The organism is Microbacterium sp. 2RAF4 (genome assembly GCF_052115285.1).
Taxonomy (GTDB): domain Bacteria; phylum Actinomycetota; class Actinomycetes; order Actinomycetales; family Microbacteriaceae; genus Microbacterium; species Microbacterium oxydans.
In genome coordinates this window covers 271,830-297,362 of record NZ_JBFRGI010000003.1, presented here as the reverse complement: position 1 = coordinate 297,362, position 25,533 = coordinate 271,830, and the positions used below count along the sequence as shown (strand labels likewise).

At 68.8% G+C, this 25,533-nt stretch carries 22 protein-coding genes; 13 read left to right on the top strand and 9 right to left on the bottom strand.

The annotated features are described in order from the left end of the window. Window positions 1-6: 6 nt before the first annotated feature. Together AB4070_RS14890 and AB4070_RS14885 are read right to left on the bottom strand one after the other, a co-directional pair. Window positions 7-1,242, bottom strand: a complete 1,236-nt coding sequence (locus AB4070_RS14890) for an acyl-CoA dehydrogenase family protein (protein ID WP_441980784.1) — start codon at window positions 1,240-1,242, stop codon at window positions 7-9. A 61-nt stretch (window positions 1,243-1,303) separates the two neighbouring features. Next, a complete protein-coding gene (locus AB4070_RS14885) occupies window positions 1,304-1,966 on the bottom strand; it encodes a TetR/AcrR family transcriptional regulator (RefSeq protein ID WP_046748814.1) in 663 nt (220 codons plus the stop codon). 60 nt (window positions 1,967-2,026) lie between these two features. Here AB4070_RS14885 and AB4070_RS14880 point away from each other — a divergent pair, with 60 nt between their 5' ends. The 3 genes from AB4070_RS14880 (at window position 2,027) to sucD (ending at window position 4,592) form a co-directional block, all read left to right on the top strand. Next, on the top strand, window positions 2,027-2,380 hold the full coding sequence (locus AB4070_RS14880; RefSeq protein ID WP_441980783.1) for a DUF2510 domain-containing protein: 354 nt from the start codon (window positions 2,027-2,029) through the stop codon (window positions 2,378-2,380). Between the two features lie 115 nt (window positions 2,381-2,495). Next, complete coding sequence (gene sucC / locus AB4070_RS14875) at window positions 2,496-3,662, top strand: ADP-forming succinate--CoA ligase subunit beta (protein WP_045263776.1); 1,167 nt, start codon at window positions 2,496-2,498, stop codon at window positions 3,660-3,662. Window positions 3,663-3,689: 27 nt separating this feature from the next. Then, window positions 3,690-4,592: a succinate--CoA ligase subunit alpha gene (sucD, locus tag AB4070_RS14870; RefSeq protein WP_017204065.1), complete on the top strand. Its 903-nt coding sequence runs from the start codon at window positions 3,690-3,692 to the stop codon at window positions 4,590-4,592. Window positions 4,593-4,643: 51 nt separating this feature from the next. On the opposite strand, the gene AB4070_RS14865 is transcribed toward sucD, so the two are convergent. Both AB4070_RS14865 and AB4070_RS14860 read right to left on the bottom strand, forming a co-directional pair. Continuing rightward, the gene (locus AB4070_RS14865) at window positions 4,644-5,141 is read right to left on the bottom strand and encodes a mycothiol transferase (protein WP_441980782.1); all 498 of its coding nucleotides are present in this window, start codon (window positions 5,139-5,141) and stop codon (window positions 4,644-4,646) included. 64 nt (window positions 5,142-5,205) lie between these two features. Further along, complete coding sequence (locus AB4070_RS14860) at window positions 5,206-5,784, bottom strand: TetR/AcrR family transcriptional regulator (RefSeq protein WP_441980781.1); 579 nt, start codon at window positions 5,782-5,784, stop codon at window positions 5,206-5,208. A 77-nt stretch (window positions 5,785-5,861) separates the two neighbouring features. On the opposite strand from AB4070_RS14860, the gene AB4070_RS14855 reads away from it, so the two are divergent. Beyond that, the gene (locus AB4070_RS14855) at window positions 5,862-6,263 is read left to right on the top strand and encodes a VOC family protein (protein WP_441980780.1); all 402 of its coding nucleotides are present in this window, start codon (window positions 5,862-5,864) and stop codon (window positions 6,261-6,263) included. A gap of 149 nt (window positions 6,264-6,412) precedes the next feature. On the opposite strand, the gene AB4070_RS14850 is transcribed toward AB4070_RS14855, so the two are convergent. Next, window positions 6,413-7,888: an NCS2 family permease gene (locus AB4070_RS14850; RefSeq protein ID WP_441980779.1), complete on the bottom strand. Its 1,476-nt coding sequence runs from the start codon at window positions 7,886-7,888 to the stop codon at window positions 6,413-6,415. A 90-nt stretch (window positions 7,889-7,978) separates the two neighbouring features. Between AB4070_RS14850 and AB4070_RS14845 the strand changes: the two genes are divergently transcribed. The 9 genes from AB4070_RS14845 (at window position 7,979) to AB4070_RS14805 (ending at window position 19,957) form a co-directional block, all read left to right on the top strand. Further along, window positions 7,979-9,355, top strand: coding sequence for a cell division protein PerM (locus tag AB4070_RS14845; protein WP_441980778.1), 1,377 nt, complete (start codon window positions 7,979-7,981; stop codon window positions 9,353-9,355). Between the two features lie 62 nt (window positions 9,356-9,417). Beyond that, window positions 9,418-10,005: a phosphoribosylglycinamide formyltransferase gene (gene purN / locus AB4070_RS14840; RefSeq protein WP_058632670.1), complete on the top strand. Its 588-nt coding sequence runs from the start codon at window positions 9,418-9,420 to the stop codon at window positions 10,003-10,005. A 37-nt stretch (window positions 10,006-10,042) separates the two neighbouring features. Then, the gene (purH, locus tag AB4070_RS14835) at window positions 10,043-11,650 is read left to right on the top strand and encodes a bifunctional phosphoribosylaminoimidazolecarboxamide formyltransferase/IMP cyclohydrolase (RefSeq protein ID WP_046748822.1); all 1,608 of its coding nucleotides are present in this window, start codon (window positions 10,043-10,045) and stop codon (window positions 11,648-11,650) included. A 168-nt stretch (window positions 11,651-11,818) separates the two neighbouring features. Further along, window positions 11,819-13,330 carry a DNA-3-methyladenine glycosylase 2 family protein gene (locus AB4070_RS14830; protein ID WP_441980777.1) on the top strand — a complete coding sequence of 504 codons (1,512 nt, stop codon included), beginning with the start codon at window positions 11,819-11,821 and terminating at the stop codon, window positions 13,328-13,330. Beyond that, the gene (locus tag AB4070_RS14825) at window positions 13,327-13,824 is read left to right on the top strand and encodes a methylated-DNA--[protein]-cysteine S-methyltransferase (RefSeq protein WP_441980776.1); all 498 of its coding nucleotides are present in this window, start codon (window positions 13,327-13,329) and stop codon (window positions 13,822-13,824) included. The genes AB4070_RS14830 and AB4070_RS14825 overlap by 4 nt, the downstream gene beginning before the upstream one ends. 79 nt (window positions 13,825-13,903) lie before the next feature. Next, window positions 13,904-14,947 (top strand): dipeptidase, encoded by a 1,044-nt coding sequence (locus AB4070_RS14820; protein WP_441980775.1) that lies wholly within the window; start codon window positions 13,904-13,906, stop codon window positions 14,945-14,947. 354 nt (window positions 14,948-15,301) lie between these two features. Further along, a complete protein-coding gene (locus tag AB4070_RS14815; protein ID WP_441980774.1) occupies window positions 15,302-17,233 on the top strand; it encodes an ABC transporter ATP-binding protein in 1,932 nt (643 codons plus the stop codon). Continuing rightward, entirely contained in the window at window positions 17,230-19,044 is a 1,815-nt protein-coding gene (locus tag AB4070_RS14810) for an ABC transporter ATP-binding protein (protein WP_046748826.1), read from the top strand. The genes AB4070_RS14815 and AB4070_RS14810 overlap by 4 nt, the downstream gene beginning before the upstream one ends. A gap of 100 nt (window positions 19,045-19,144) precedes the next feature. Beyond that, a complete protein-coding gene (locus tag AB4070_RS14805) occupies window positions 19,145-19,957 on the top strand; it encodes a hypothetical protein (RefSeq protein ID WP_441980773.1) in 813 nt (270 codons plus the stop codon). A gap of 21 nt (window positions 19,958-19,978) precedes the next feature. On the opposite strand, the gene AB4070_RS14800 is transcribed toward AB4070_RS14805, so the two are convergent. Genes AB4070_RS14800 through AB4070_RS14785 form a run of 4 tightly spaced genes read right to left on the bottom strand, consistent with a single transcriptional unit; the run spans window position 19,979 to window position 25,501 of the window. Then, window positions 19,979-21,418: a GH1 family beta-glucosidase gene (locus tag AB4070_RS14800; protein WP_441980772.1), complete on the bottom strand. Its 1,440-nt coding sequence runs from the start codon at window positions 21,416-21,418 to the stop codon at window positions 19,979-19,981. Further along, window positions 21,415-23,649, bottom strand: a complete 2,235-nt coding sequence (gene yicI, locus AB4070_RS14795) for an alpha-xylosidase (RefSeq protein ID WP_441980771.1) — start codon at window positions 23,647-23,649, stop codon at window positions 21,415-21,417. Before yicI ends, AB4070_RS14800 begins: the two co-directional genes overlap by 4 nt. After that, entirely contained in the window at window positions 23,649-24,536 is an 888-nt protein-coding gene (locus tag AB4070_RS14790; RefSeq protein WP_288872691.1) for a carbohydrate ABC transporter permease, read from the bottom strand. The genes yicI and AB4070_RS14790 overlap by 1 nt, the downstream gene beginning before the upstream one ends. Beyond that, window positions 24,536-25,501 (bottom strand): carbohydrate ABC transporter permease, encoded by a 966-nt coding sequence (locus tag AB4070_RS14785; RefSeq protein ID WP_017204084.1) that lies wholly within the window; start codon window positions 25,499-25,501, stop codon window positions 24,536-24,538. The genes AB4070_RS14790 and AB4070_RS14785 overlap by 1 nt, the downstream gene beginning before the upstream one ends. Between the last annotated feature and the right edge of the window lie 32 nt (window positions 25,502-25,533).

The following is a 25,533-nucleotide window of genomic DNA, read 5'->3' as shown; positions in this document are numbered from 1 at the left end:
GGAGACTCAGGCGAAGGCGCTCATCCCTGTGATGTCGCGTCCGAGCAGCAGGGCCTGCACGCTCTCGGTGCCCTCGTAGGTGTGGATCGCCTCGATGTCGGCCAGGTGCTGCATCACGCCGTTCTCGAGCAGGATGCCGTTGCCACCGAGAAGGTCGCGGGCGGTCGAGGCGATGCGGCGCGCGGCGCGCGTGTTGTGGAACTTCGCGAGCGAGGCCTGGGTCGGACGCAGCTCGCCCGCCGTCTCGAGGTCGGCCATGCGCCGGCAGTACAGCTGCATGGCGGTGAGGTCTTCGAGCATGTGGGTGAGGCGCTCCTGGACCATCTGGAACTTCGCCAGGGGCTTTCCGAACTGCACGCGCTGGGTCGCATAGGCCAGCGCCGCTTCGTAGCAGGCGGTCGCGTGCCCCAGTGCAGACCAGGCGACACCGGAGCGGGTGGCGTAGAGCACGGTCGAGGCGTCCTTGAAGCTCCTCGTCCCCGGCAGCACGGCATCGAGCGGCACCCGCACGTCGTCGAGCTCGATGTGGGCCTGGTGGATCGCGCGCAGCGAGGCCTTGCCGCGGATCACGGTGCCGGTGTAGCCGGGGGTGTCCTGCTCGACGAGGAAGCACCGAACGGCGCCGTGCTCGTCGGCGCCCTCGTCGTCGACGCGCGCCCAGACGAACGAGATACCGCCGGAGGCGCCGTTGCCGATCCACTTCTTCGTGCCGCGGATGACCCAGCTCTCGCCGTCGCGGCGGGCGACGGTCTCCAGCGACACCGAGTCGGAGCCGTGATCAGGCTCGGTCAGAGCGAACGAACCGAGTACCGAACCGTCGGCGAGCGCGGTCAGCCACCGCTCCTGCTGCGCGGGGGAGCCGAACAGCGCGAGGGTGCGCAACGCGAGTCCGCCCTGCACCGCGAGGATCGTGCCCAGCGAGCCGTCACCGCGGGAGATCTCCATGTTCACCAGGCCTGCGGCGAGGGGCGACAGGTTCGTGAGCGACGGGTGCTGGACCCCGTCGACGACGAGGTCCATCTCGCCCATCCGGCGCGCGGCATCGAGCGGGTACTCGGCACGGTCCCAGGCATCCGCCATCTGCGGGGCGACCTCGTCGACGTAGGCCTTAGCGCGGTCCCACGCCTCCCGGTCGGCGGAGGGGATGTCGGCGAAGACCGCGTAGTAGTCGCTGTCCTGACGTCCAGTGATGTCATACGACGAGACGCGCTCGCCGGGGAAGGGGGAGGCTGCAGTGCTCATGGGGCTCCTTCGTGGCACCAAGTATCGTACTCCTCGATACTGGGTTCCACGACCGGATGCGTCAGTCCAGCTGGGACTGCAGCCTGCGGCTCACCTCGGCGATCGGCATGGAGCGGGGGAAGACGGCGACCACCATGTCGTCCGGAGCAGACGCGGCCTCGTCGGCGGCGACACCGTAGCGCCGGCGCACATCGACCAGCGCGGTCTGGAGCGTCGACAGCGGTACCTTCTTGCGGCCGCGCAGCAGCTGGCGCAGCACGTGGTTGTGCACCGCCGTGACCAGAGCGGCGAAGCCGACGGCGTCGAGCGGGTCGACGCCGGGAAGCGCGCTGCGCAGGTAGTCGTCGAACAGTCGTTCGTAGCGGAAGACGGTGATGATCTCGCGCTCGCGCAACACGGGGACCTGACGCACGATCTGGTAACGGCGTCTGGCGAGCTCCGGGTCGCGGGCGAAGTGCGCGAAGACGGATTCGGAGGCGGCGCACACGGCACCCCATGGGTCGTCATGACCCTCGTCGAGGAACTCCCTGAGCTGCTCCAGGAGCACCTCGTGATCCGCGAAGACGACGTCCTCCTTGCCGCCGAATTGACGGAAGAACGTCGAGCGGGAGACCCCGGCGGCCTTCGCGATCTGCTCCACCGAGGTCTGGTCGAACCCCTGGGCGTTGAAGAGTTCGAGCGCGGCGGCGACGACGCCGGTGCGCAGTTCTGCGGATTCGTGCATGGCGAAAGCCTAGACCGGAGCGCGCGGAGACGCCCAGGCGTCGCCGTCATACTGAGGAGCGTGAGAGACGACGGGATCCCGGCCGGCTGGTTCGACACGCGGCGACGTGGCACCCGGCGGTGGTGGGACGGGGCGCGGTGGACCGAGCAGATCCGGGTGCGGGGCAGGGAGACCACCCTGACGGGCGACGGAGCCTCGGTGCGCCGCCAACTCCTGACGGTCGAGGTCGTGCTGGCTGTCGTCCTCGTGGTCGCGATCCTGTTCGCCTTCCTGGGCGGTCTGCCTGTGGTCGTCGTACGTCCGGTGATCGTCGGGGTCGGCGCCGCGCTCGTGTTCACTCCGTTCGCGATCAGGCGTCAGCTCCGCTTGGCCGGCGTGCCGGTGCGACGAGCAGGCGTTCCCCCGCTGCGTTGAGGGAGGGCGGCTCTGCGGCCGCAGGAGCGTCCAGGCCGAGGTAGTAGGCTGGGGGACTGGTCGATGTCTCGACATCGAGAGAATTACCAGACAGCAGCCCAGTGAAGGAACCACAGTGGATCTGTACGAGTACCAGGCACGAGACGTTTTCGAAAAGTACGGAGTGCCGGTCCTCGCCGGCATCGTCGCGGACACCCCTGAAGAGGTGAGGGCGGCCGCCGAGAAGATCGGTGGAGTGGTCGTCGTCAAGGCTCAGGTGAAGACCGGCGGCCGTGGAAAGGCGGGCGGCGTCAAGGTCGCCAAGACGCCCGATGAGGCGTACGAGGCAGCGAAGGCCATCCTCGGCCTCGACATCAAGGGCCACGTCGTCAAGCGCGTCATGGTCGCGCAGGGTGCGCGCATCGCCGAGGAGTTCTACTTCTCCGTGCTGCTCGACCGTGCGAACCGCTCCTACCTGAGCCTGTGCTCGGTCGAGGGCGGCATGGAGATCGAAGAGCTCGCGGTCGAGCGTCCCGAGGCGCTCGCGCGCGTCGAGGTCAACCCGCTGACGGGCATCGACAAGGAGAAGGCCGTCGAGATCGCTCGTGCAGCCAACTTCCCCGAAGACCTCGTCGACAAGGTGTCCGACGTCTTCGTGAAGCTGTTCGACGTGTACAAGGGCGAGGACGCGACGCTGGTCGAGGTCAACCCGCTGGTGCGCACCGAGGAGGGCGACATCATCGCGCTCGACGGCAAGGTCACGCTCGACGACAACGCCTCCGAGATCCGCCACCCCGAGCACGAGGCGCTCGAGGACAAGGACGCCGCCGACCCGCTCGAGGCCAAGGCCAAGGAGTCGGGGCTCAACTACGTGAAGCTCGACGGCGAGGTCGGCATCATCGGCAACGGTGCAGGACTCGTCATGTCGACGCTCGATGTGGTCGCCTACGCCGGTGAGAACCACAACGGTGTGAAGCCCGCCAACTTCCTCGACATCGGTGGTGGAGCCTCGGCTGAGGTCATGGCCGCCGGTCTCGACGTCATCCTCGGCGACCCGCAGGTCAAGAGCGTGTTCGTCAACGTGTTCGGTGGCATCACGGCGTGCGACGCCGTCGCCAACGGCATCAAGGGCGCGCTCGAGACGCTGGGCGCCACGGCCTCCAAGCCGCTCGTCGTGCGTCTGGACGGCAACCGCGTCGACGAGGGCCGCGCGATCCTCGCCGAGTACGCGCACCCGCTTGTCACCCTGGCCGCAACCATGGACGAGGGCGCCGACAAGGCCGCCGAGCTCGCCAACGCCTGATCGCCTGAGACACAAGGAACCAGAGCTATGTCTATCTACCTCAACAAGGACTCCAAGGTCATCGTCCAGGGCATCACCGGCGGCGAGGGCACCAAGCACACCGCGCTGATGCTCAAGGCCGGCACCCAGGTCGTCGGTGGCGTCAACGCCCGCAAGGCCGGCACCACGGTCTCGCACACGGACAAGGACGGCAACGCCGTCGAGCTCCCCGTCTTCGGCTCGGTCGCCGAGGCCATGAAGGAGACCGGCGCCGACGTGTCGATCGCCTTCGTGCCCGGCGCCTTCACGAAGGACGCGATGATCGAGGCCATCGACGCCGAGATCCCGCTGCTCGTGGTCATCACCGAGGGCGTCCCCGTCGGCGACTCGGCCGAGGCCTGGGCCTACGCGCAGAGCAAGGGCAACAAGACCCGCATCATCGGGCCGAACTGCCCCGGCATCATCACCCCCGGTGAGGCGCTCGTCGGCATCACGCCCGCGAACATCACCGGCAAGGGACCGATCGGCCTCGTGTCGAAGTCGGGCACCCTGACCTACCAGATGATGTTCGAGCTGCGCGACCTCGGCTTCTCGACCGCCATCGGCATCGGCGGCGACCCGGTCATCGGCACCACGCACATCGACGCGCTCGCCGCGTTCGAGGCCGACCCCGAGACAAAGGCGATCGTGATGATCGGCGAGATCGGCGGCGACGCCGAGGAGCGTGCGGCCGAGTACATCAAGGCGAACGTCACCAAGCCCGTCGTCGGCTACGTCGCGGGCTTCACGGCTCCCGAGGGCAAGACCATGGGTCACGCCGGTGCGATCGTCTCCGGTTCGGCCGGTACCGCTCAGGCGAAGAAGGAGGCCCTCGAGGCCGCCGGTGTCAAGGTCGGCAAGACGCCGTCCGAGACGGCAGACCTGATGCGCGCGATCATCGAGTCGCTCTGATCTGAGCTACGCTTGATCTGAAGGCCCCGGGCTCCACCCCGGGGCCTTCTTTCATGCCGGGGGTCGCTCCGTCCGGATGCCCAGGATCGCGGCGCGGAGGACGTCGAGCTGGCCGGTGTTCCAGCCGAGCTCGCTCAGCACATGCACGTACACCGCGAGCAGCGTTCGGCCGCCGGTGCCGACAGCTGCCTCGAGAGGGCGCTCCGCGAGGTTCCGATCAGCGATCTCCTGGACGCGGCGGCACTCTGCGACGACCGAGGCGAGAGAGTCGGTTCGACGTACCTTCCAGGAGTTCGCGGTGGCGGCAGGGAGGCCGATCTCGGTGCGCGGACGCCCGGTGATCCGCTCGTCGAACCAGACGCCTTCGACGTAGGCGGTGTGGCGGACCACTCCGAGGAGCGACGGGGTGCCGGCCACCGGTGACGAGCGAGCTTCGTCCTCGGAGACGCCTTCGAGACTCCCGAGGATCAGCTCTCGGTACTGCGCGAGGCGCCGATCGAGGTCTTCCCTCAGGTCGAACGGGGCGTGATGGTCGTGTGACACGTGCACGCAGCTCCTCCCGGTCGTCGAGCTTCCACCCTTGCGCGGTCGGCGGCCGCCGCGCAAGCATCCCTCACCTTCGGCTGACTGCTGCGTCCACAAGAGCGTCGAGCGCCCAGTGGGCCTGTCGGCGTGCCTCCGCGTCGTCCGGGCGGACGGCGAGCCAGAGGGCGAGTTCGTTCATGGCGCCGGACAGGGCCGCGGTCAGGGCGTCGAGGAGCGCGGGCGGAGCTCCGGCTTCACGCAGTCCACTCCGCAGCTCGCGCTCCGGTCCCTCCGCGTCGAGGCGGCGCCACTCCTCCCAGCCGAGCACGGAGGGTCCGTCGATGAGGAGTACGCGCGCGGCTGTCCTGCCCGTGATGCCGTCGAGGTAGGCATGGCTCCCCTCGCGGAGTGCGGTCTCCGGAGTGCTGTCCCTCGTCGCGGCCACGATCGCCTCGGCGACGCACTGCTGTTGGCGGGTGGCGACAGCGGCGAACAGTCCCGGCTTCGATGCGTAGTGGTGGTACACGGCCCCGCGGGTCACTCCGGCGGCGCGTGCGAGGTCATCGACGGAACAGGACGCGTAGCCGTGTTCGGCGAAGTGCGCGGTGGCGGTCTCGAGGATGCGACGCGCCGTCTCGGCGGCGTCGGCAGCGGATGCTCGCGGCATGAGACTTCCTTTACGTGCGGGTTGTATGTATTCTAGCCACCGCTATTACAAACACACTGTATGTAAAAGGAGGGTTCATGGAGATCACGAGCTTCTATCCGGTGCTGATGGTCGACGACGTCGCCGCTGCCGCGCAGTTCTATCGTGAGGAACTGGGCTTCGAGACGACCTTCGAGGCGGACTGGTACGTGAGCCTGCGCGTCGAAGGAGGAGAGCTCGCGCTCCTCGACCGGGGGCACGAGACGATCCCCGTGGGCTTCCGTGAGCCCGTCCGAGGACTGCTGCTGAACGTCGAGGTCGTCGACGCGACGGCAGCGCACCGTCGGCTCGTGGGTGAGCGCGGGTTGACCGAGCGCCTCGCTCTTCGGGATGAGACCTTCGGGCAGCGTCATTTCATCGTCGAGGCGCCCGGGGGTGTGCTGATCGACGTGATCGAGCCCATCGAGCCGTCAGCGGAGTTCGCCGAGGCCTATTCCTGAGGCCCTGTCGGATGCATGATCGGCCGACACGTGCATGACCGAGGGCCTCATGGGGTCGTGCATCCGTGCGATGCTCATGCATCCGGGTGACGGTGACGAACAGAAAAGAGGGGCGGATGCCGCAGCGTCCGCCCCTCGTGATTCCGGCGTCAGATCCCGACGCCGAACAGGGCCTCGATGGGGCCTCTCGCGAAGAAGATCAGGAAGCCGGCGCCGACGACCCACAGCAGCGGGCTGATGGTCTTGGCCTTGCCCGAGAACGCGTGGATGAGCACCCAGCTGACGAAGCCCGCCCCGATGCCGTTCGCGATCGAGTAGGTCAGTGGCATGACCGAGACGGTGAGGAACACCGGCAGCAGCACGCGGAAGTCGCTGAAGTCGATGTAGCGGATCTGCGCCATCATCATCGCACCCACGATGATCAGGGCCGCGGCCGCGATCTCTGTCGGGACGATGGAGGTCAGCGGGGTCAGGAACATCGCGATCAGGAACACGACACCCGTGACGACGTTCGCCAGCCCCGTGCGCGCGCCCTCGCCGATGCCGGCACCGGACTCGATGAAGACCGTGCTCGAGGACGAGGAGGTCGCACCACCGGCGATCGCTCCGACACCCTCGACGACCAGCGCCGACTTGATGCGGGGGAAGTCCCCGTTGTCGTCGGCGAGGTTCGCCTCCTTCGCCAGGCCCGTCATGGTGCCCATGGCGTCGAAGAAGTTCGTGAACAGCAGCGTGAAGACGATCATCACGATCGCGACCAGGCTGACCTTGCTCAGGTCGAAGCTGAAGTCGACGGCGCCGATCAGGCTGAGGTCGGGGACGCCGATGGGGGAGCCGTTCAGCGCCGGGACCGTGAGGCCCCAGCCACCGGGGTTGACCACATTGCCCTCATCGTCGAAGCCGCGGGCGCCGATGTGCCAGATCGCCTCGACGATGACCGCGAGCACGGTGCCTCCGATGAGTCCGATGAGCATGCCGCCCTTGACCTTGAGGGCGACGAGGATGCCGGTGAGGAGCAGGGTGATCACGAACAGCAGGGTCGGCACGGTCGCGACCGAGCCGTTGACGCCGAGCCCGACCGGAGGGGATGAGGCGCCGGTCGCGGTGACGAAGCCGGAGTTGACGAAGCCGATGAAGGCGATGAACAGGCCGATGCCGACCGTGATCGCGATCTTCAGCTGGAACGGTACCGCGTCGAAGATCGCCTTCCGCAGACCGGTGGCCGCGAGGAGCACGATCACGACACCGTTGATCATCACGAGCGCCATAGCCTCGGGCCAGGTCACCTGCCCGACCACCGAGAACGCGACGAAGGCGTTGATGCCGAGTCCTGCGGCGAAACCGAAGGGCAGGCGCGTCACGAGGCCGAACAGGATCGTCATCACGCCGGCGGTCAACGCGGTGGCGGCGCCCACGGCGTTGAAGCTGAGCATGTCTCCGGCGACATCGGGCTTGCCGGAGAGGATGATCGGGTTGAGGATCACGATGTAGGCCATCGTGACGAACGTCACCAGACCTCCTCGGATCTCGGTGCCGATCGTGGATCCGCGCTTGCTGATCTCGAAGAAGCGGTCCAGGGAGTTCTTGGGCTCGGTGGGTGCCGGGGCGGGCGGGGCAGTTGTCATCGGGAAACCTCCGGAGAAACGCTATCGTGTCGCCGACCCCACGCGCGCCCCCGGGGCTTCGTCGGGAACTCGTCGTAGTCTCGAAGCGCTATGCAACGCCTCCTCGTCGCGCTCCTCGCCGCCTTCGACGCCGCCATCGCCGCGGCGGTCGGTCTCGTCGTGCTGCTCGCGCCGTTGACGCTTCTGTGGACTCTCGCCTTCGGGATCACCGCCGACTGGGGTGCGCTCTGGCCGCTCACCGGCACGCTCTGGGAGTTCGGACACGGGGTGCCGCTGGCGGTGACGATTCCGGACGAGCTTCTCGTCGCCCTCGCGATCCCCGCCCAGGCCGCCTCGTTCGCGGTGTCGATCACCCCGCTGGCATTCCTGCTCTTCACGCTGCTGTTCGCCGCGCGCTCCGGAGCCAGAGCCGCCACGGCGGGAACCTGGTTGCTCGGCGTGCTGTCCGGCACCGTGGTGTTCGCCGCGATCTCCACCGGTGTCGCGCTGACGGCGCGGTTGGATGCGGCGCAGACGCCCCTCCTGCTCGCGATCGCCCTCCCTGCGGCTGTCTACTTCGTCGGCGCGCTGTGCGGCGCCGTCCGGATCGCCTGGGAAGAGGGCGACGGCGGCATCCTCGACCGTCTGCATGATCGCATCGATGTCCGCGACGACTGGGCCCCGGTCCCCGCCGCCGTCGTTCGAGGCGCGGCCTTCACGCTGATGGGCGTGGTCGGCGCGGCTGCTCTGGCCCTCGCGGTGGTGACGCTGTTCCGCGGAGGTGAAGTCGTCGCGCTGTTCCAGGCCTCCCGCGTCGATGCGCTCGGTGCGACGGTGATGACCCTGGCGCAGCTGCTGTATCTGCCGACCCTCATCGTCTGGGTCGCGTCCTGGCTCGCCGGCCCCGGGTTCGCCGTCGGTGTCGGCACCGCGGTGTCGCCTGCGGGCACCCAGCTGGGGGTCGTACCCGGCATCCCCGTGTTCGGGCTGCTGCCCGAGAACAGCTCGATGTGGATGCTGATCGTGGTGCTCGTGCCGATCGCCGCCGGAGCGTTCGCGGGGTGGGCGGTACGCTCCCGTCTCGTCTGGGAGGGCACTCCGCTGGGAACGGCGCAGCGTGCCGTGATCGCGGTCGGGATCGCGATCGTCACCGCCGGTATCGGCGGGATCGCGGCCGTGCTGGCGAGCGGGTCGATGGGCCCGGGACGGCTGTCGGATGTGGGACCAGCGGCGCTGCCCTTCATGCTCGCCCTGGGGCTCGAGGTGCTCGTCGGCGCCGCGATCCTGCTCCTGTCCCCACGCCACCGCGATGAACTGGCGGAGGAGCGGACCGATCGGTGGATCGCCGAGATGTCCGAGCTCGATCCGAGCGCAGCATCCGTGGTCCCGGTGCCGGGTATCCCGTTCCCCCATCCGCAGGCGTTCGATGACACGGCTCCGCTGGATGATGTCCGCGGTTTCACGCCACCCAGGAGCGACCGCGACTGACGGCCCGCGGTGTACGTGCGATGCAGGCGGAACGAGCATCGGCGCCCCGGTAGACTGGGCGCGTGCTCACGGTCGCCGTTCTCATCTCGGGCACCGGCTCGAATCTTCGCGCCCTCCTCGAGGCCGCTCGTCATCCCGATTTTCCCGCCAGGGTGATCGTGGTCGGCGCCGACCGCGAAGCCGAGGGGCTCGCCCATGCCGAAGAATTCGGCGTCCCCAGCTTCACGGTGCCGTGGCATGAGCACGAGAGTCGCGAGGCGTGGGGTGCGGAACTCGCCGGCCAGCTCGCCGTCTGGAAACCGGACCTCGTCGTGCTCAGCGGGCTCATGCGACTGCTTCCTCCGTCGCTCGTCGCACAGTACTCGCCGCGCCTCATCAACACGCACCCGGCGTTCCTGCCCGAGTTCCCCGGCGCCCACGGCGTCCGCGACGCGCTCGCGGCCGGCGTCGCCGAGACCGGGGCCAGCGTGATCGTCGTCGACGACGGCGTCGACACCGGTCCGATCCTGGCCCAGGAGCGCGTCCCCATCCTCGACGGCGACACCGAGCACAGCCTGCACGAGCGCATCAAGCCCGTCGAGCGCCGACTGCTCATCGACGTGGTGCGCGGGATCGCCACCGGCGACCTCGTCCTCAGCTCTTCCTCCTGACCCCCCCCACCCGACGCCCCGCACGAAGGAGCCCATCATGGCCGGCCCCCGCCACGACCCCACGCTCTACCGCGATCGCGACACCGTGCCGATCAGGCGCGCGCTCGTCTCGGTGAGCGACAAGACCGACCTGCTCCTGCTGGCTGCGGCTCTGGCTGAGGCTGGTATCGAGATCGTCTCGACGGGGTCGACGGCGTCGACTATCCGCGAGGCGGGATTCGAGGTCACCGACGTCGCCGCCGTGACCGGCGTCGCCGAGATGCTCGACGGTCGCGTCAAGACGCTGCACCCGAAGATCCACGGCGGCCTGCTCGCCGACCTGCGACTCGAGGACCACGAGCGCCAGCTCGCCGACCTCGACATCACCCCCTTCGAGCTCGTGGTCGTGAACCTCTACCCGTTCATCGAGACCGTCGCCTCCGGCGCGGTCGGCGACGACGTGGTCGAGCAGATCGACATCGGCGGCCCCGCGATGGTGCGCGCCGCGGCCAAGAACCACGCGAACGTGGCGATCGTCGTCTCGCCGCAGTCGTACCCCGGCATCATCGCGGCGATCGGCGAGGGTGGCACCTCGTTGACGCAGCGTCGTGAGCTCGCCGCCCGAGCCTTCGCGCACACAGCGGCGTACGACACCGCGGTCGCCTCGTGGTTCGCCGAGGGGACGCTGCAGGACGACGGCGACCTGCCGACCCACCTCACGATCCAGGCGGAGCGGCTCGCGACGCTCCGCTACGGCGAGAACTCGCACCAGCGCGGCGCCATCTACACGCGCGCCGGTGGACACGGCATCGCCCAGGCCACGCAGCTGCAGGGCAAGGAGATGTCGTACAACAACTACGTCGACGCCGATGCCGCCCTGCGCGCGGCATACGACATGGTCAAGCCGGCTGTCGCCATCATCAAGCACGCCAACCCGTGCGGTATCGCGACCACGGCGCCGAACGCGCTCGACCCGATCGCCAGCGCCCACCTGCGTGCGCACGAATGCGACCCCGTCTCGGCATACGGTGGCGTGATCGCGGCCAACGGCACGGTCACGCTGAAGATGGCCGAGAACCTCAAGGACATCTTCACCGAGGTCATCGTCGCGCCGTCGTTCGAGCCCGCGGCGCTCGAGGTCTTCAAGGCGAAGAAGAACCTGCGTCTGCTGCAGCTGCCCGAGGACTGGCAGCAGGAGCGCATGGACGTGCGTCTCGTGTCCGGCGGTCTGCTGCTGCAGGATGCCGACCGGTTCCCCGACGACATCGTCTCCGTCGCGAAGAACTGGGAGCTGGTCTCGGGTGAGCGTCCGACCGACGAGGAGATGGAGAACCTCATCTTCGCGTGGAAGGCGTGCCGAGCGGTCAAGTCGAACGCGATCGTGCTCGCGAAGGACAACGCCACGGTGGGCGTCGGCATGGGCCAGGTCAACCGCGTCGACTCCTGCCGCCTCGCGGTGGAGCGTGCCGGGGACCGTGCAGCCGGATCGGTCGCGTCCTCCGATGCGTTCTTCCCCTTCGCCGATGGCGCCCAGGTGCTGATCGACGCCGGAGTCACGGCGATCGTGCAGCCCGGCGGTTCCGTCCGCGACGAGGAGGTCGTGGACGCGGCACGCAAGGCCGGCGTCACGATGTTCTTCACCGGGGAGCGTCACTTCTTCCACTGAGCGCACGCCAGCGCACTCCTCGAGACCCACTCTCCACGCCGAGACCCACACGCGCCCACTGCGGCTGCGATGGGTGCCGGCGAGGCGGGTGGGTCTCGGCGTTCGTGCGTCGACAGTCGTGTCCGATTTCCGCCAGTCGTTGTCGGTGGAGCATGGCACAGTGGAGGCATGAGCTTCCCCGCGACGGACTTCGACGAGCGTTACCGTGCGATCAGCGCGCGCGACACCCGCTTCGACGGGCAGTTCGTGACGGCCGTCCGCTCGACCGGGATCTACTGCCGTCCGAGCTGCCCTGCGCGCACGCCCAAACCCCAGAACGTGACGTTCTATCCGACCAGCGCCGCAGCGCACGAGGCCGGGTATCGCGCCTGCAAGCGCTGCCTCCCCGAGGCCGCTCCCGGCTCGCCGGCGTGGGACCTGCGTGGCGACACCGCTGCGCGAGCGATGCGACTGATCTCCGACGGGGTCGTGGAACGCGAGGGCGTGCCGGGCCTGGCCGCGCGACTGGGCTTTTCCGGTCGGCACCTCACGAGGCTGCTGACCACCGAACTCGGCGCCGGGCCACTCGCACTGGCGCGAGCACACAGGGCGCACACCGCGCGCATGCTCCTCGTCGGCACCGACATGCCCGTCTCCGATGTCGCGTTCTCCGCCGGGTTCGCCAGCATCCGACAGTGCAACGACACGATCCGCGAGGTCTTCGGACTCACGCCGGGGGAGCTCAGGGCCCGGCGAAGGCTTCCGGCGTCCGCGGCTCCCGGCTCGATCGACCTCGTGCTGCCCTACCGCGGCCCGCTCGACGCGAGCGGCATCTTCGCCTGGATGGCGGCGCGTGCGATCCCCGGCGTCGAAGAGACCACGGCGAGCTCCTTCTCGCGTCACCTCCGCATGGCCGGAGGCCCCGCCTGGTTCGAGGTGCGTCAGGACGAGGGCGAGCGCCTGCACCTGCGGGCACGAGTCGCGCGGCTGGGCGATCTGGCACCGCTGGTCTCGACCGTGCGACGCATCTTCGACCTCGACGCCGACCCTCTGGCGATCGACGAGGCGCTCGCGGCGCACGACGAGATCGCGCCGCTCGTCGCGCGCACCCCCGGCATCCGCGTCCCGGGGTCGGCTGATCCGCATGAGATGCTCATCCGCGCCATGGTGGGGCAGCAGATCACCGTGGTCGCCGCCCGGACCGCGCTCACGGCACTCACCGAGGCGTTGGGGGAGCGCACCGAGAACGGGCTGCTCTTCCCGACGATGACCGCGATCGCCGCCCACGGAGCCGAGGTGCTGCGAGGGCCGGCCGCCCGCATCCGCGCCATCACCGGCGCTGCGTCCGCCCTCGCCGAGGGATCCGTGACGCTCACGGTCGGAGACGACGGCGTCGACCAGCGCGCTGCTCTGCTCGCGATGCCCGGCATCGGACCCTGGACAGCCGACTACGTGCGCATGCGTGTGCTCGGCGATCCGGATGTGCTGCTCCCGGGAGATGTCGCGCTGCGCGCCGGTGCGGCGGCGTCCGGCCTGCCGGGCGAACCACGGGCGCTCACCGCCTGGGCCGTGCGTGCGGCACCATGGCGCAGCTACCTGAGCGCGCATCTGTGGCGTGCCGCTCCGGTGCGACCCGCCGGTCCGCGGCGGGCCCCGGCAACGCACCGTCCCACCGACATCACGACGAAGGAGAACTCATGACCGCTCTCATCCAGACCATCGAGACGCCGGACGGTGCCTTCACGATCCTCGCCGACGACCATCAGCGCGTGCTGGCCTCGGGATGGACGTCCGACGTCGAGGCGATCCTCGGGCGGTTGTCGGCGGCGAACCGCCCCGAGGCGCTGCGCGATGGGGAGACGGACGCCGCGGACGCGGTGGTCGCCTACTACGCGGGCGATCTCTCGGCCATCGACGACGTCGCCGTGAAGCAGACCGGCACCGCACTCCAGCTCGCAGGCTGGTCGGCGCTCCGGGAGATCGAGCCCGGCGGGCCGCTGACCTACACCGGTTTCGCCTCACGCCTGGACAATCCCCGGGCCGTTCGGGCTGCGGCGTCCATCTGCGCCCGCAACGCCCCGGCGCTCTTCGTGCCCTGCCACCGAGTACTGCGCACCGACGGGAGTCTCGGAGGTTTCGCGTGGGGCGTCGAGGTCAAGGAGAGTCTGCTGGCCCGCGAGAGCGCCGCGGCGTGAGCGAGGAGCACCAGATCCGGTACGCGTGATGGTGCGCTTCGACGAACCTTCCGCTCCGACGCGGCCATAGGCTCGAGCCGTGACCGCCATCGATGCCCTCGATCTCCACCGCCGCGCCGTCGTCGCCGATGCCCACAATGATCTGCTCTGTTCCGTGACGAGCCGTCCCGCGGAGGAGTGGTCGGACTACTTCCGGGCCCAGTGGCTGCCGCAGTTGCGCACGGGCGGTGTCGACCTGCAGGTCCTGCCCGTGTTCGTCGATGACGTCTACCGGCCCGAGGGCGCGCTGCGCCGCACCTTCCGCATGATCGAAGCCGCGCACCGGGTTGCCGAGGGCAACGCCGACGCAGTCGGGCTCTGCCTCGACGGCGACGACATCGATCGGGTGATCGGTGAGGGGCGCATCGCGTTGGTGCTGGCACTCGAGGGGATGCCCGGCATCGCCGACGACGTCGAGCTCCTCGAGACCATGCACCGCCTCGGGGTGCGGATCGGATCGGTCGCCCACTTCGGCCGCAGCGCGTTCGCCGACGGAAGCGGGGAAGACGCCGCGGGCAGCCGGCTGACGCGCACGGGTGTCCAGGCGCTCGCCGAGATGGAGCGCATCGGCATGATCTTCGATGTCAGCCACCTCGGAGCAGGGGGCGTCGACCACGTGCTCGAGCTCGCCACGCGACCCGTCATGGCAACGCATTCGTCCGCCCGTGCCCTGTTCGATCACCACCGCAATCTCACCGATGCGCAGATCGCCGGGGTCGCGGAGACGGGGGGAGTCGTGTGCGTCAACTTCTTCGCCCCGTATCTGCACGCGAGCGACTACACGATCGACACCCTGATCGACCACTTCGAGCGGGTGGTGTCCGTCGCCGGGGTGGATCACGTCGGGATGGGACCCGACTTCGTCCGCGAGGTGCTCGCGGACACCACGGCCCCGTGCTGCGTGCAGACGACGATCGAGGGCGTCCCCGCCGATCGATACCTTCCCGGGCTCGAGGGTCCGGAAGGGCTTCCGCTCGTCACAGAGGCTCTGCTGCGACGCGGCTGGCGCGAAGCCGATGTCCTGGCCGTGCTGGGCGGCAACCTGCAGCGCTTTCTCCGAACCGGGCTCGCTGTCCAGGGGTGAGTCACCCGAGCCGCCTCGCCGCGGCCGCCTCGCCGCGGCCGCCTCGCCGCGGTCGCCTCGCCGCGGTCGCCGGGAAAGAGCAGGGGCGAATCGGGAATGACTCTTGCTTTCAGCTGGTTCACAGCAATAGGCTGGTGGGCTGTCGCGCCGACCGGACGACATCGCCGAGCCCCTGAGGAGGACACCATGTTCACGATCGCCACCGCGCGGATCGCAGCTCTCGGCTCGGCTCCGGCGCGTCCGCTCTCCTAGAGCCACCCCGCCCCTTCTCCGTCGGATGCCGGACCCTGTGGGTCCGCTCTCGCATCCGTCCCCTTCCGCAACCGCTGTCCATACGAAACTCGTCTGAGAGACATGTCTTCCTCGCCTTCCGCGCAGAATCCCTCGCCTTCATCGACCCTTTCCACTCCGGCCGCACTGTGGCGCCTGAAGCCCTTCGTGAAGCCCGTCATCTGGCGGCTCGCCGGCGGTGCGGCCAGCGCGCTGATCGCCGCCGTCATCGCCCTGATGATCCCGATCGTCCTCGAGCAGATCATCAGCGGACCCGTCCGTTCGGGTGAGATCAGCGCCATCATCTGGGGTGCTGTCGCCGTGTTCGCGCTCGCCCTGGGCGAGGCCCTCATGGTGTGGCTGCGACGCCAGTTCGTGCTCAACCCGGCCACGCAGGTCGAGTACAAGATGCGCACCGAGCTCTACTCCCGCCTGCAGACCCTCCCGGTGTCCTTCCACGACCGGTGGGGCTCCGGACAGCTGCTCAGCCGCATGATGCAGGACATCGGCCTCATCCGCCGCTGGCTCGCGTTCGGCCTCGTACTGCTGGTCGTCAACATCCTCACGATCATCATCGGCTCCGTGCTGCTGTTCCGGTGGCACTGGCTGCTGGGCACGATCTTCCTGGTCACGGCGATCCCGCTGTGGATCCGTGGCTACCTGTTCGAGAAGCGCTACGGCGCCCTCACCCGCCGCAGCCAGGATCAGGCCGGCGACCTCGCGACCAGCGTCGAGGAGAGCGTGCACGGAATCCGCGTGCTGAAGGCGTTCGGCCGTGGCAAGCACGCCCTGAGCCGCTTCAGCAGGCAGGCCGAGACGCTGCGCGAGACCGAGATGAGCAAGGCCGGCGCGATCGCGTCGATCTGGTTCTGGCTCGACCTCATGCCGCAGATCGCGTTCGGCCTCAGCCTGATGTCCGGCATCTGGCTGATCTCCGTCGGGCAGATCGACGAGGCGCAGCTGTTCGCCTTCTTCGCGATGGCCGTCGTGCTGCGCTGGCCCATCGAGTCGATCGGCTTCCTGTTCTCGTTCATGCTCGATGCACGCACGGCGACCGACCGCGTGTTCGACATCTTCTCGGAGACCAACACCATCACCGACCCCGAGCACCCGGTGCACATCGAGAACCCGCGCGGAGAGCTCACGTTCGAGAACGCGCACTTCCGCTATCAGGACGCCGGAGCACACGAGCGCGACCTGCTCGACGGCATCGACCTGGTGCTGCGACCGGGAGAGACCATGGCGCTGGTCGGTCTCACCGGCAGCGGCAAGACCACGCTCACCACGCTGCCCACGCGTCTGTACGACGTGACGGGAGGCAGGGTCACCCTCGACGGCGTCGACGTGCGCGACCTGCCGCTGGCAGAGCTCCGTCAGCACATCGCCATGGCGTTCGAAGACGCGACCCTGTTCTCGGCGACGGTCCGGGAGAACGTGCTGCTCGGTCGTGCCGAGCTCGATGTGCACGGCGAAGAGGGCGAGCGTGTGCTGCGCGAAGCCCTCGACGTCGCTCAGGCCTCGTTCGTGGATTCCCTGCCAGACGGCGTCGAGACGGTGATCGGCGAGGAGGGGCTCAGCCTCTCCGGCGGTCAGCGCCAGCGACTCGCCCTCGCCCGTGCGGTGGCGGCGAACCCGAAGGTGCTCGTGCTCGACGACCCGCTGTCGGCGCTCGACGTCGACACCGAGGCCCTCGTGGAGGAAGCGCTCCGGCACGTGCTCGCCGACACCACCGCCCTGATCGTGGCGCACCGCCCTTCTACCGTCGCGCTCGCCGATCGCGTCGCCCTGCTCGAGGCCGGTCGCGTGACGGCGGTGGGCACCCACTCCGAGCTGCTGAAGACGAGTCGGCACTACCGTCATGTCATCTCCAGCCTCGAGGCGGAGGAGGCGGCGCGCACCGGGGCGATCCCGGTGATCCGCGATGAGCAGTCCGAGATCGACGAAGAGGTCCGTGCGGGCCTCGGGATGCAGGCCGCCGACGAAGACCCCATCACCGAGAAGGAGGTGCAGCGATGAGCTCCGCCATCACCGGAACCCGGAACGAGGATCGTTCCGAGTACACCCGCGAGGAGAGCAGGGAGATCCGTCGTCGATCCCTCCGACTGCTCGGATCCCTGGTCAGCCCCTTGAAGCCGAGGATCGTGCTCGCCGCCGCGGTGCTGGTCGTGTCGACTGCACTCCAGGTCGCCGGCCCCATCCTCATCAGCCTGGGCCTCGACCGAGCGCTGCCTGCGGTGATCGAGCGTGCCGACTGGATGCCGACGTTCATGATCGGAGGCATCTACCTGCTGGCCGGTGCCCTCGCCGCTGTGCTGATCGCCTGGTACGTGATCATCGCGGCCAAGCTCACGCAGGCGGTGCTGCTGGACCTGCGCAAGCGCATCTTCCTGCACACCCAGCGCCTGAGCCTGGAGTTCCACGAGTCCTACACGTCGGGGCGCATCATCTCCCGTCAGACCAGCGACCTCGACTCGATCAAGGAGCTGCTCGACGGTGGCCTGAACGAACTCGTCTCCGGCGTGCTCTTCGGGCTGTTCACCTTCATCGCGCTCTGCTTCTGGGACTGGCAGTCCGGACTGATCCTCGCGATCGGTGGCGTGCCGCTGTTCTACCTGATGCGCTGGTTCTACTCGCGCTCGCAGCTCGTCTACCGCGAGTCGCGCGTGATCAGCGCGAAGGTGATCGTGCAGTTCGTCGAGACGATGACCGGTATCCGCGCCGTCAAGGCGTTCCGCAAGGAACCGCGCAACGACAAGGCGTTCCAGGAGATCGCGGGCGACTACCGCGACGTCAACCGTCGCTCGATGCTGCTGTTCGGCACGTTCGAGCCCGGTCTGATGGGCGTCGCGGCCCTCGTGCTCGGCATCGTCGTGCTGTGGGGCGGTATCCGCGTCTCCGAGGGTGCGCTGACCGTCGGCGTGCTGCTGTCGGCCGTGCTGTACGTGCGCAACTTCTTCGCGCCGATGCAGGAGATCGCGATGTTCCTGAACTCCTACCAGTCGGCGACGGCCGCGCTGGAGAAGGTGTCCGGCGTGCTCGAGGAGGTGCCGACGGTTCCGGACCCCGAGAACCCCGTCGACCTGTGGGAGTCCCGTGGGCATGTCGAGTTCGACGAGGTGACCTTCGGATACAACGGGGAGAAGACGATCCTCCCGAACTTCTCCCTCGACATCCCGGCGGGGCAGACGATCGCCCTGGTCGGAACGACCGGCGCCGGGAAGTCGACGCTCGCCAAGCTCATCTCGCGCTTCTACGACCCCTCCCAGGGGCGGGTGACGCTCGACGGCGTCGACCTGCGCTCGCTGCACCCGAAGGACCTCCGCCGCGCGATCGTCATGGTCACGCAGGAGGCCTACCTGTTCAGCGGCACCGTCGCCGACAACATCGCGCTCGGCAAGCCGGATGCGACGCTCGACGAGATCAAGGCCGCGGCACGGGCTGTGGGCGCCGACGGGTTCATCTCGTCGCTTCCCGACGGCTACGGCACCGATGTGAACAAGCGCGGCGGACGGGTGTCGGCCGGTCAGCGGCAGCTCATCTCGTTCGCCAGGGCCTTCCTCGCCGACCCCGCGGTGCTGATCCTCGACGAGGCCACGGCCTCGCTGGACATCCCGTCCGAGCGCTTGATCCAGGATGCGCTGCAGACCCTGCTCAAGGACCGCACCGCGATCATCATCGCGCACCGCCTGTCGACGGTCGCGATCGCCGACAGGGTGCTGGTGATGGAGCACGGCCGCATCATCGAGGACGACACCCCTGCCGCTCTCATCGGCGGTACCGGCAAGTTCGCCCAGCTGCATGCGGCCTGGCAGGAGACACTGGTCTGATGACGCCAGCTTCCTCCGGTCGCGATATGTCAGCCATCTGGCTCAGAATGGCTGACATATCGCGACCGGAAGTCGTCTCCGGCGTGGGTAGCATCGGAACATGGATCCCTTGCTGCTCGTCGCGGAGTGGTGGTGGATCGCGCCCACCGCAGCGGCTGCGGGAACGGCGGGTGCGATCGGGCTCCGGAGGCGGAGCACCGTGAGCGGCCGGCGCCTCGAGGTCGATGCGGCCCGTCACGACCTCCGGAACGCGCAGCGGGCCCTGGCCGAGCGTCGGATCGCGTTGAAGATCGCCCGCGCCGACCTGGCTCGCGTCACCGCGGAGCGGGCGGCCCAGCGCGCGACGGCCGAGCAGGTCGCCGCCGCCCGGCGGATCCTGCGGGAGCGGGAGCGCGACGCCAAGGCGATGTCGGCGGACGTGCGAGCGCGTCAGGTCCGGCTGAACGCCGCGCGGGCCGCGATCCCGTCCGCCTCGGAGCCCTCGCCGGTCGAGCGGCTCCAGGCCGCGCACGACGCCGTGACCGCACGCTGGATGCGCTACGAGACCGACCCCTCGTTGCAGATCGCCTACCCCGCCATGACGGATGTGAAGCGGCCGGCGACGGCGGCGTACTTCCGTGCGGCCGGGCATGCTGCGGACATGCGCCGCGCGGCGACGGGACGCATCACCCCTGCCGACTTCGCCGCGTATCGCGATGCCGTGACCGAGCTGGAGCGCGCCTTCGAAGCCGCAGAGCACGAGGCGAAGGTGCACGCGGGCGAGGTGCCGACGACCCCCGCATGGCAGGACACCGCGCAGGAGATGCTCAGCCGGTCGGCCGAGGCCATCGACCGCGCGGCGGGAGCGGCGGCCGCGGCACTCTCGTCGTGGACGAACCGCCGGAAGCCGCGCGACCCCGACGACCGACCCTGATCTCCGCCGCGGCCTGCGCGCTCACGCCTCGATGCTGCGGGTGCGGATGAGCTCCCGGTACCAGTGGCCCGAGTCCTTGACCGTGCGCTCGAGCGAGTCGAAGTCCACGCGGACGATGCCGAAGCGCTTGGCGTAGCCGTATCCCCATTCGAAGTTGTCGAGCAGCGACCACACGAAATACCCGCGCAGGTCGACGCCGCGCTCCAGGGCCCGATGGGCGGCGGTGAAGTGCCTGCGCAGATAGTCGGTCCGCTCGCGGTCGTGCACGGCGCCGTCCGGCGCGACCTCGTCGTCGAAGGCCGCGCCGTTCTCGGTCACCATGAGCGGCTGCTCCGGGAACTGCTCCGAGAGCGAGACGAGCAGCTCCTCGAGTCCCTCCGGAGCGATGTTCCATCCCATGGCGGTGTAGGGTCCCGGCTGCTCGACGAACTCGACCAGCCGGTCGCTGCCCGGCCAGGCGGTTCCGCCGGTGGCACCCTTATGGCCGTCGTTCTCCTGCTTCGGAGAGACGCCGTCCCACAGGCGCACGGTCGCCGTCGAGTAGTAGTTCACCCCGAGCACGTCGATCGGCTGCGCGATCGTGGCGAGGTCTCCGTCCTGCACGAAGCTCCAGTCCGACACCGACGCGGTGTCCTCGAGGAGGTCGGCGGGGTACTCCCCGCGCAGCATCGGACCGGTGAAGGCGCGGTTGGCGAGGGCGTCGATGCGGCGCATGGCCTCGGCCGCCCCGTCGCCCTGCCCGCGCAGCACGTGGAAGTTCAACGTGACGGAGTAGTCGGGATCCCCGGTCGAGGTGGCGCGGAGCGCCTGCACAGCCCGACCGTGCGCGAGATTGAGGTGGTGCACCGCCGACAGCGCGGAGGCGGGCTCGTGGCGGCCTGGCGCGTGACCGCCTTGACCGTACCCGAGGTACGCGGAGCACCAGGGCTCGTTGAGCGTTGTCCAGGTGTGCACGCGGTCACCGAGCGCCGCGCCCATGACCTCGGCGTATCGCTCGAACGCATCCGTCGTGGCTCGGGAGGTCCAGCCGCCGGCGTCCTCCAGGTATTGCGGCAGGTCCCAGTGGTACAGCGTCGCGACCGGACGGATGCCGCGCTCGAGGAGGCCGTCGACGAGCCGGGAGTAGAAGTCCACCCCCGCCTGGTTCACCTCTCCGGTGGCGGTGGGGACGATACGCGGCCACGCGATCGAGAACCGGTAGGCCTGCAGCCCGAGCGCGGCCATCAGGTCGAGGTCCTCGTCGACGCGGTGATAGTGATCGCACGCGACGTCGCCGGTGTCGCCGTTCCACACCCGCCCCGGCGTCCTGCTGAACGTGTCCCAGATCGACGGGGTGCGTCCGTCCTCGGCCGCGGCACCCTCGATCTGGTACGCGGCCGTTGCGGACCCGAACGTGAAGTCCTCAGGGAAGGCCAGGCCGGAGCCGCGGTAGTCGTCGCGTGGCGGGAAGAGGGTGGTCATGCCGTGATCTCCTCGAGGTCGATGGTGTGCTGCTCTGCGCACCCGTCCGGGTTCGTCACGGTCACGACGGTGCTGCCGGAGCCACCGGGGAAGACACGGAATCGGAGTCCCTCATGGTAGTCGTAGTCCGGGCGGTCGACGCGCGCTCCCCAGGGCAGGGCGGTGCCGGGGCGCACGTACAGCGGCAGCGAGTCGAACCCGTGACGCTCACGCCGCCATCCGCCCCCGCTGACCGTCTCTCCGGTGAGGAGCGACGTCCAGGCCCCGGGCGGGAGGTAGAACTCGACCTCGCCCTCCTCCGTGAACACCGGGGCCACCAGCAGCGACGACCCGAGCATGTACTGCCGGTCCAGGTACGCGACCGCGGGGTCGTCCGGGAACTCCAGCATCATCGGCCGCAACAGCGGAACGCCGGTCGCCGCCGCATCCAGCCCCTGCTGGAACAGGTACGGCATCAGGCGCATCTTGAGGTGCGTGAACTGCCTCGTCACCTCCACCGCCTCCTCGTCGAACGCCCACGGCACCCGGTACGAGCTCGAGCCATGGAAGCGCGAGTGCGACCCGAGCAGTCCGAAAGCGGTCCAGCGCTTGAAGACCCCGGCATCGGGCGTGCCCTCGAAGCCGCCGATGTCGTGGCTCCAGAAGGCGAAGCCGGAGAGCGCGAGCGAGAGGCCGCCGCGCAACGTCTCGGCCATGGAGGTGTAGGTCGAGGTGGAGTCGCCTCCCCAGTGCACGGGCATGCTCTGTCCGCCGGCGGTCGCGGATCGGGCGAACACCACCGCATCGCCCTCCCCGCGCGTCTCGGTCAGCACCTCGTGCACCGCGCGGTTGTAAAGGTCGGCGTAGAGGTTGTGCATGCGCTCCGGGTCGGCGCCGTCCGCCCACACCACGTCGGTGGGGATGCGCTCGCCGAAGTCGGTCTTGAAGCAGTCGACCCCCTGTGCGATGAGCCGACGCAGGTGGGACTGATACCAGGCCGTCGCGTCGGGGTTCGTGAAGTCGACCAGTCCCATGCCGGCCTGCCACAGATCCCACTGCCACACCGAGCCGTCGGCGCGTCGCACGAGGAAGCCCTGATCCGCCGCCTCCCGGAACAGAGGGGAACGCTGGGCGATGTACGGATTGATCCATACGCAGACCCGCAGATCCTTGTCATGCAGGCGGCCCAGCATCCCCTCCGGGTCGGGGAAGACCCGCGGATCCCATTCGAAGTCGCACCACTGGAACTCGCGCATCCAGAAGCAGTCGAAGTGGAAGACCGAGACGGGGAGCTCCCGCGTCGCCATCTCGTCGAGGAACGAGTTCACCGTCTCCTCGTCGTAGTCGGTGGTGAAGCTCGTCGAGAGCCACAGCCCGTACGACCACGCGGGCACGACCGGCGGGCGTCCGGTGAGCGCGGTGTAACGGCCGAGGACGTCCTTCGGCGTCGGCCCGGCGATCACGAAGTACTCCAGCACCTCGCCGGACACAGAGAACTGCACCCGCTCGACGGCCTCGGAGCCGATCTCGTACGACACGTGCCCCGGGTCGTTCACCAGCACACCGTAGCCGCGGCTGGAGAGATGGAACGGCACGTTCTTGTACGCCTGCTCGCTGGAGGTCCCGCCGTCGGCGTTCCACACCTCGACGGTCTGACCGTTCTTGACGAGGGGGCCGAAGCGCTCGCCGAGTCCGTAGATGTGCTCGCCCACGCCGAGGTCGAGCTGCTCGTGGACGAACGCCTCAGCGGCGGGGGTGCCGCCGCCCTGGCGCGCGTTGCTCACGATGCCGGGATCGACCTGCGCATCGGCGGCGAGGCGGATGTACCCCTGCGCCTTGTGTCCGCTGCCGGTCACCCGCCGCCCGTCGACTGCGAAGGAGAGATCCCACGGCGATCCCGGTGCGATCGTCGCCACGAGGGAGCCGGCGTCGAGGACACCGCCGGTCTCCGACAGTGAGACCGATGACGTACCGCGACCGGCCCCGGGAAGGGTGAAGCCACCGTGCCGGCGGCCGCCGGTGTGATGGGCGACGCGTACGCGGATCACGCCCTCGGCGGGGGAGGAGAGGGTGGTCGTCAGCACGGGACGGTTGAGGGTGTCGCCGCGTTTGGCGATGACCATCGTGGGGGCGGTGATGACCAGCCCTGGGCCGTCCGGTGTCGCGTCGGTCTCGGCGATGTCGTACGCCTCCTGCGCGTACAGCGCGGTGACGCCGGGGCGCAGCTGCCAGAACCCGTCGGTGAACTTCATTACTTGACTGCTCCTGCCGTGATGCCCCGGGTGAGGGTGCGCTGGAAGATGAGGAAGAAGATGAGCGTCGGGATGATGCCCAGCAGGGCCGAGGCGCTCGTGGTGGTGACATCCATCAGCCGGTCGCCCTGCAGCACGCTGATCGCCACGGGAACGGTCTGGTTGGCGTTCGAGGCGAGGAACGTCAGGGGGATGAGGAACTCGTTCCAGGTCCAGATGAAGAAGAAGATGAGCAGGACCGAGAGCGTCGGTCGGCTGATCGGGAAGACCACCCGCCACAGGATCTGCCAGCGGCTCGCCCCGTCGAGGGACGCCGCCTCCAGCACCTCCTTGGGGAACGTGCCGTACACCGAGGACAGCAGGTAGGTGCCGAAGGCCGCCTGGATCACCGTGAACACGATGATGACCGACCACACGCTGTCGTACAGCCCGACCGACTTGAACATGTAGTACAGCGGGTAGAGCAGCGCCTCCTGCGGGAGCAGGTTCGCCAGCAGGAACAGCAGGACGATCCAGGAGCGGCCGCGCACTCGTCCGATGCCGATGGCGAACGCGTTCAACATCGAGATCACCACGGCCAGCACGGCGACGATGCCCGAGATGAAGATCGAGTTCCAGACCTTCTCCGGGAAGTTCACCCGCTCCCAGAACTTCACGATCCCTCCGAAGTCGAGCGTCTCGGGGAGGGCGAGCGGTCCGGAGGTCGCGTAGTCCACGGGCGATTTGAACGAGTTCACGAGCACGAGGTAGAAGGGCGCGATCACGAGCAGCGCGCCGATGATGACGAGAGCGAGCAGCAGCCAGTCGATCGGACGCTTCTTCGTCATGCCGCCGCGCGGACGCGTCTTCGCGGGCTTTCCGGTGACGATGGCGGTGGTGGCGTGCATCACAGACCCGCCCTTTCCTTGCGCTCGAGTGAGTTCTGGACGCGGATGAACACGATCGACACGATCACCACGACGATGGTGAGGACGGTGGCGATCGTGGCGCCGTAGCCGACGTTCCGCTTCGTGAAGAACTCCTGGTACGCGTAGTACGCGGGCACCAGGGTGGCGCCGGCGGGACCGCCGCGCGTGATGATGTAGACCGGCCCGAACACCTTGAGGGCGGCGATCGTGCAGGTCAGGGTGACGACGAAGATCTCCGGCCGGATGATGCTCATGGTGATCGCCGTGAAGCGCTGGAGCCAGTTCGCCCCGTCGAGCTCCGCCGCCTCGTAGAGCTCGGGGTCGACGCGCTGCAGCGCCGCCATGAACACCACGACCGGGTAGCCGAGCTGCACCCAGACCATGACGACCATCAGCACGATGAGAGCGGAGGGCATCTGGCCGAGCCAGTCGTAGGCGGGCAGGCCGAACCATCCGAGGATCTGGTTGAGTGCCCCGTCCCCGCCAGGGCGCACGATCCAGCCGATGACGATGCCGGCGACGGCGATCGGGAGGATCTGCGGGAGGTAGTAGGTGGCGCGGAGGAAGCTGCCGACCTTGCCGCCGAACTTGCGTCCGACGACGTCGAAGAGGAGGGCGGCGACGATGAGACCGACGATCGTGGGCACGACGACCATCGCGATGATCATCCACACCGAGTTCGTGAACGACGTCCAGAAGTCGCTGTCGGTGAGGATCTTCTGCCAGTTCTCGAGGCCGATGAACTCGGGGCTGCGCACGCCGCGCCATTTGGTGAATGTGAGGTACACGTTCCAGATGAGCGGGACGATCACGATGACGAGCAGCAGGACGAAGCCGGGGAGCAGGTACATCCAGTACGCGCCGGTCCCTCCGCGGCGCTGCGGGATCGACGGCTGTTCGGGCGGCAGCTTCGTGCGGCCCTCGCGGCGGGTGGCGAGTGACATGTTCATCTCCAGGGGGTGTGGGGGCGCACCGA

Bases quoted from the DNA above. Each gene is read 5' to 3' on its own strand.
- AB4070_RS14860 (WP_441980781.1), bottom strand. From the start codon at position 5,784: ATGCCGCGAGCATCCGCTGCCGACGCCGCCGAGACGGCGCGTCGCATC.
- AB4070_RS14850 (WP_441980779.1), bottom strand. From the start codon at position 7,888: ATGACAACTGCCCCGCCCGCCCCGGCACCCACCGAGCCCAAGAACTCC.
- AB4070_RS14810 (WP_046748826.1), top strand. From the start codon at position 17,230: ATGAGCTCCGCCATCACCGGAACCCGGAACGAGGATCGTTCCGAGTAC.
- purH (WP_046748822.1), top strand. From the start codon at position 10,043: ATGGCCGGCCCCCGCCACGACCCCACGCTCTACCGCGATCGCGACACC.
- AB4070_RS14790 (WP_288872691.1), bottom strand. From the start codon at position 24,536: ATGCACGCCACCACCGCCATCGTCACCGGAAAGCCCGCGAAGACGCGT.
- AB4070_RS14825 (WP_441980776.1), top strand. From the start codon at position 13,327: ATGACCGCTCTCATCCAGACCATCGAGACGCCGGACGGTGCCTTCACG.
- AB4070_RS14855 (WP_441980780.1), top strand. From the start codon at position 5,862: ATGGAGATCACGAGCTTCTATCCGGTGCTGATGGTCGACGACGTCGCC.
- AB4070_RS14815 (WP_441980774.1), top strand. From the start codon at position 15,302: ATGTCTTCCTCGCCTTCCGCGCAGAATCCCTCGCCTTCATCGACCCTT.
- AB4070_RS14845 (WP_441980778.1), top strand. From the start codon at position 7,979: ATGCAACGCCTCCTCGTCGCGCTCCTCGCCGCCTTCGACGCCGCCATC.
- AB4070_RS14785 (WP_017204084.1), bottom strand. From the start codon at position 25,501: ATGTCACTCGCCACCCGCCGCGAGGGCCGCACGAAGCTGCCGCCCGAA.
- sucD (WP_017204065.1), top strand. From the start codon at position 3,690: ATGTCTATCTACCTCAACAAGGACTCCAAGGTCATCGTCCAGGGCATC.
- AB4070_RS14800 (WP_441980772.1), bottom strand. From the start codon at position 21,418: ATGACCACCCTCTTCCCGCCACGCGACGACTACCGCGGCTCCGGCCTG.
- AB4070_RS14890 (WP_441980784.1), bottom strand. From the start codon at position 1,242: ATGAGCACTGCAGCCTCCCCCTTCCCCGGCGAGCGCGTCTCGTCGTAT.
- AB4070_RS14805 (WP_441980773.1), top strand. From the start codon at position 19,145: ATGGATCCCTTGCTGCTCGTCGCGGAGTGGTGGTGGATCGCGCCCACC.
- AB4070_RS14830 (WP_441980777.1), top strand. From the start codon at position 11,819: ATGAGCTTCCCCGCGACGGACTTCGACGAGCGTTACCGTGCGATCAGC.
- yicI (WP_441980771.1), bottom strand. From the start codon at position 23,649: ATGAAGTTCACCGACGGGTTCTGGCAGCTGCGCCCCGGCGTCACCGCG.
- AB4070_RS14885 (WP_046748814.1), bottom strand. From the start codon at position 1,966: ATGCACGAATCCGCAGAACTGCGCACCGGCGTCGTCGCCGCCGCGCTC.